Annotated in this window: 6 protein-coding genes; 3 read left to right on the top strand and 3 right to left on the bottom strand. The window is 71.7% G+C overall.

The features are described from left to right. Together HW445_RS18410 and HW445_RS18405 are read left to right on the top strand one after the other, a co-directional pair. Positions 1-770, top strand: a 770-nt coding sequence (locus HW445_RS18410; RefSeq protein WP_180222087.1) for a metallophosphoesterase, incomplete at its 5' end; no start/stop codon positions are given. Positions 771-914: 144 nt separating this feature from the next. After that, positions 915-2453, top strand: a complete 1539-nt coding sequence (locus tag HW445_RS18405) for an ABC transporter substrate-binding protein (RefSeq protein WP_308799430.1) — start codon at positions 915-917, stop codon at positions 2451-2453. Here HW445_RS18405 and HW445_RS18400 read toward each other — a convergent pair. The 3 genes from HW445_RS18400 to HW445_RS18390 all read right to left on the bottom strand — a co-directional run bounded on the left by HW445_RS18400 (position 2450) and on the right by HW445_RS18390 (position 4261). Continuing rightward, entirely contained in the window at positions 2450-3250 is an 801-nt protein-coding gene (locus HW445_RS18400) for a TetR family transcriptional regulator (protein WP_180222088.1), read from the bottom strand. The genes HW445_RS18405 and HW445_RS18400 overlap by 4 nt on opposite strands. A 97-nt stretch (positions 3251-3347) precedes the next feature. Continuing rightward, positions 3348-3851, bottom strand: coding sequence for a DCC1-like thiol-disulfide oxidoreductase family protein (locus HW445_RS18395; protein ID WP_180222086.1), 504 nt, complete (start codon positions 3849-3851; stop codon positions 3348-3350). Next, positions 3848-4261 carry a hypothetical protein gene (locus tag HW445_RS18390; RefSeq protein WP_180222085.1) on the bottom strand — a complete coding sequence of 138 codons (414 nt, stop codon included), beginning with the start codon at positions 4259-4261 and terminating at the stop codon, positions 3848-3850. The genes HW445_RS18395 and HW445_RS18390 overlap by 4 nt, the downstream gene beginning before the upstream one ends. A 237-nt stretch (positions 4262-4498) precedes the next feature. Between HW445_RS18390 and HW445_RS18385 the strand changes: the two genes are divergently transcribed. Further along, on the top strand, positions 4499-4870 hold the full coding sequence (locus HW445_RS18385; protein WP_218957124.1) for an NUDIX domain-containing protein: 372 nt from the start codon (positions 4499-4501) through the stop codon (positions 4868-4870). Positions 4871-4906 lie beyond the last annotated feature (36 nt).

Here is a 4906-nt window from a genome sequence, read left to right as displayed (position 1 = left end):
GTCTCGGCACCGTCGGCGCCGGCACCTACGGCGTGCTGAACGGCCCGGCCGTCAAGCGGGTCACCGTCCCGCTGGCCCGGCTGCCGCGCGCCGCGCACGGGTTCCGGATAGCCGTGGTCAGCGACGTCCACCTCAGCCCGGTGCTGGGGCGCTCCTTCGCGCAGCGTGTGGTGGACACCGTCAACTCGACCCAGCCGGACCTGATCGCCGTCGTCGGCGACCTGGTCGACGGCTCCGTCCGCGACCTGGGCCCGGCCGCCGCCCCGCTCGCCGGACTGCGCGCCCGGCACGGCGCGTACTTCGTCACCGGCAACCACGAGTACTTCTCCGGCGCCGAGGAGTGGGTGGACGAGGTCCGCGACCTGGGCCTGCGCCCGCTGGAGAACGTCCGCACCGAGCTGGCCCACTTCGACCTGGCCGGCGTCAACGACATCGCGGGCGAGGACCACGGCCAGGGCCCCGACTTCGCACGGGCGCTGGGCGACCGCGACACCTCCCGCGCGGTCGTGCTCCTGTCCCACCAGCCCGTCACCATCGACGAGGCCGTGCGGCACGGCGTCGACCTCCAGCTCTCCGGCCACACCCACGGCGGCCAGCTCTGGCCGGGCCCCTACCTCGCCGGGCTGGCCAACCCCACGGTGGCCGGGCTGGAGAAGTACGGCGACACCCAGCTGTACGTCAGCCGTGGCGCAGGCGCCTGGGGGCCTCCCACCAGGGTCGGGGCGCCGTCGGACATCACCGTGGTGGAACTGGCCTCCCTGCGGGCGTGAGCCCCGAAATTTCGGGTTCTGGCGAACTCCTTCCCCATGCGTCACACCTGTGGTTCAGTGTGGCCGCCGATGTGAAGGTCTGACGAATATCGGCGAAATTCTGCTGTGTCGGGCCCTGGGGAGGGACCTGTGCGCTCGGTTCGGGTGCGGATTCTCGCGATCCTGCTGGTTCTCGTCGTCGTCGGCGTCGGTGCGTGGCAGTTGATGCCCGACGCCGAGGCGGACGCCAAGCCCATCGTGGTCGGCACCAGCGACGTGGTGACCTCGCTGGACCCGGCCGGCGCCTACGACGCCGGCTCCTGGGGGGTCTTCTCCAACGTCTTCCAGACGTTGACGACCTATCAGCCGGGCAGCACCGAGCCGGTGCCGGACGCCGCCGAGGAGTGCGGCTTCGACGGGGACGACGCGAAGGTCTACGTCTGCCGCCTGCGCGACGGGCTGCGGTTCCCCAGCGGCCGCGAGATGACCGCCGAGGACGTGAAGTTCTCCTTCGAACGGGTGCTGAAGATCAACTCCGAGGTGGGGCCCGCCTCGCTCTTCTCCACCCTGGACTCCGTCAAGGCCGACGGCCAGGAGGTCACGTTCACGCTCTCCAGCGCGGACGCCACCTTCCCGTTCAAGGTCGCCACCGGCGCCGGCGCGATCGTGGACAGCACGGTGTACCCCGCGGAGGAGCTGCGCGGAGGCACCGGCGTGGACGGCACCGGCCGGTACCGGCTGGTCTCGTACAAGGAGGGCAAGGAGGCCGTCCTCGAGCCCAACCCGGACTACCGGGGGGCCGTGGACGACAAGGCCACGCCCGTCACCCTGCGGTACTTCACCGACTCGGCGGCGCTGGACGAGGCGTGGAAGGCCCGCTCCGTCGACGTCGCCTCCCGGGAGCTGCCGCCCGAGACGCTCGCCGGAATGTCGCCCGCCGACCCGGACCACCGGGTCTCCGAGAGCGACGGGTCCTCCACCAACAACCTGGTCCTCAACGTCCGTGCCGGCGCCCCGCTCGCCGACCCCTCGGTGCGCAAGGCGCTGGCCTGGATGATCGACCGCGAGAAGATCGCCGCCACGGTGCTGGAGGGCACCGTCGAGCCGCTCTACTCGCTGATCCCGGCGGGCTTCACCGGCCACAACACGTCCTTCTTCGACGCCTTCCCGGAGCGTGACCCGGACCAGGCCCGCGAACTGCTGCGGCAGGCCGGGGTCGAGACACCGGTTCCGATCTCCCTCGGCTTCCCCAGGGTCGGCGCGCGGGAGAAGGAGGCCTACGAGCTCAAGGACCAGCTCGAGGAGGACGGCGTCTTCCTGGTCAAGCTGGAGGGCCGCGAGTGGTCCGCCTTCCAGAAGGACTACGTCAAGGGCGAGTTCGACGCCTACACGCTCGGCTGGATCGCGGACTACCCGGACCCGGACAACTTCTCCGCGGCGCTGATCGGCAGCGGCAACGGCATGAAGAACGGCTTCAGCGACAAGCGGATCGACGAACTGATCCGGCAGAGCCAGTCCTTCGGCGACCGGACGCGCGCGGTGCGGACCTTCGAGGAACTGCAGACCCTGACCGCCGAGAAGGTCCCGGTGATCCCGCTCTGGCAGCGCAAGGAGTACACGGTCACCAGCAAGGACGTCCGCGGCGGCCAGTTCCTCAACGACGGCACCGGGGTCTTCCGCCTCTGGCGCCTGGGCTGGCTCTAGCCGGACCGGTCGGAGCGGCCGGGCGTCCGCGGGCCGGGCTCCCCCGACTTCCCGGACTCCCCCGACTTCCCGGACTCCCCCGACTTCCCGGACTCCCCCGACTTCCCGGGCTCCCCCGACTTCCCGGGCTCCCCGGACTTCCCGGGCTCCTCCGTGCCGGCCGCGGTGCCGGTCTTCGCGTCGGCCATGCCCGGCAGGAAGTCCGTGAACAGCTCGTGGACCTCGCGGACCAGGGGCCGCAGCACCCGGAAGCGGGCCAGGGAGACGCCGAGGGTGGTCAGGCGGGCGCCTCGTTCGGCGAGGCGGTGGCTGCGCTCGCGGCCCGGGGTGCGGTCGAAGACCCAGTAGACGACCAGTCCCATCAGCGAGAGCCACATCAGCTCCGGCAGGGTGTCCTTCAGCTCGGCCGGCACCTTGGCCTTGGAACCGGCCAGCACCTCGCGGAAGATCGCGATGGACTCCTCGCGGGGCGCCCTGGAGTCGGGGGAGAACGGGCTCAGCGGGGAGTCCGGGTCGGCGGCGTTCTTGAAGAACTGCGCGGCGAACTCGTGGTACGGCTCCGCCACGTCCAGCCAGGCCCGGAGCACGCCGGCCAGCCGGGCCTGGAGGTCGGTCTCCCGGTCCAGGACCGACCGCACCGCCACCCGGTGCTCGGCGCCGATCCGGTCGTAGAAGCCCTGGATCAGGTGTTCCTTGCCGGAGAAGTAGTAGTAGGCGTTGCCCACCGACACCCCGGCCTCCTGGGCGACGGCCCGCATGGTGGTGCGGTCGTAGCCCCGCTCCTGGAAGAGGCGCATCGCCGTCTCCAGGATCAGCGTGCGGGTCTGTTCGCTCTTCGGCCTGGGGGCTCGGGGTTCCTTCGGTTCGGGCACGCCCCGAGCCTAACCAGTGCCCTCAGCCCGCGGGGCATGCCCCGTCGGGGCAGCCGGGGGCGTCGAGGGCCCATCCGAGGTCGGGGTGGTAGACCCAGCCGTCCTCCCGGCGGTACACCCCGCCGCCCCAGCGGCCCGGTGACTGCGCCGCCGTCCCGGTCCTCAGGTGTGCCCGCCACCTGGAGGCCGTGAGCACCGCGGCGCGCGCGATCCGGGCGCCGGCCGGAGTGCTCAGCCGGTGGGCGAGCGGGCGGTGCTCGCGCAGCGCCCACAGACAGACGATCCAGGCGGCCGGGCCCGTGTAGACCTGGCCGGCGTCCCCGACCACCGTGATCTCGTCCAGGGTCGCCGCGTGGTCGACGCCGGGGAACCGGCACCGGGCCTCCTCGGAGGCGGCCGGCACCAGGTCCAGCCGGACCAGGCTGGGCTGCCGCCGCAGCCATTCGCTCAGGTGCCGGCAGAGCGGGCAGTCGGCGTCGTAGAGCACCGTCAGCCCGGTGACCGGCACCCGTCGGGACGCGTTCACGCTCCGGCCGGCGCGACCGGCGATACCCACGCCTGGGGGTCCACCGGCGGCACCTGCTCCCGCTCCATCCGGCCGCGCCGGCGGATCCTGCTGAGCACCCAGACGTTGCCCAGGTGCAGCACGCCGAGGACCAGGAGCACCACACCGAGCTTGGTGGAGAGCGCCTCGAAGACGCCGCGGGCGCTGCCGACGCTCTCGTCCCGGTTGAGGTAGAGGGCCACGAAGCCGAAGTTCACCAGGTAGAAGCCCACCACCAGCAGGTGGTTGACCGCGCCGGCCAGCTTCTCGTCGCCCTTCATCACGTCGGCGAGGAAGATCCGCCCGTTGCTGCTGAGGGTGCGTGCCACCCAGATCGTGAGCCCGATGCTGACGACCAGGTAGACGACGTACGTGATCACCGTGAGGTCCATGCCCCCACCTTCCTTGAACGCGTTCAAAAACGCTGACGGGGATGACGGTAGACCTCTTTTTGAACATGTTCAAGCGGGAGTCGCCCGCCGGCGCGGGGACGACCGCGGGGTTCGCGGCGCCGTGCGCACGCCTACGCTGGGGGAGTGACGACTCCCAAGCGGCTCATCGCCACCGTCTGGAGGCGGATCCGCGGCTCGTGGCAGTGGCGGATCCTCTGGCTGGCCAACGCGACCTACATGGTGGGCGTGACGGGCGTGGTCCGGGACGACCGCGGGCGGGTGCTGCTGCTCCGGCACCGGCTGTGGAACCCCGACCTGCCGTGGGGGCTGCCGACCGGGTTCGCCAAGCGGGGCGAGGAGTTCGGGCAGACGGTGGTCCGCGAGGTCAAGGAGGAGACGGGCCTCGATGTCCGGCCCGGCCGTCTGGTCCGGCTGCGCAGCGGATTCCGGCTGCGGCTGGAGGTCGCCTACGAGGCGGAACTGGTCGGCGGGGAACTGGTCATCGACGACTTCGAGATCCTCGAGGCGAGGTGGTGCGACCCGGAGGACCTGCCGGAAGGGCTCCAGCCGGCCCACCACGAACTGATCGAGGGCATGACCGGACCCTGACGGGCGCGACCCGGCACCGCGGCCGGCCGGGGGTCA

It is taken from the genome of Streptomyces sp. UH6 (genome assembly GCF_013421635.1).
Classification (GTDB): domain Bacteria; phylum Actinomycetota; class Actinomycetes; order Streptomycetales; family Streptomycetaceae; genus Streptomyces; species Streptomyces abyssomicinicus.
This window is presented reverse-complemented; position numbering and strand designations above follow the sequence as displayed.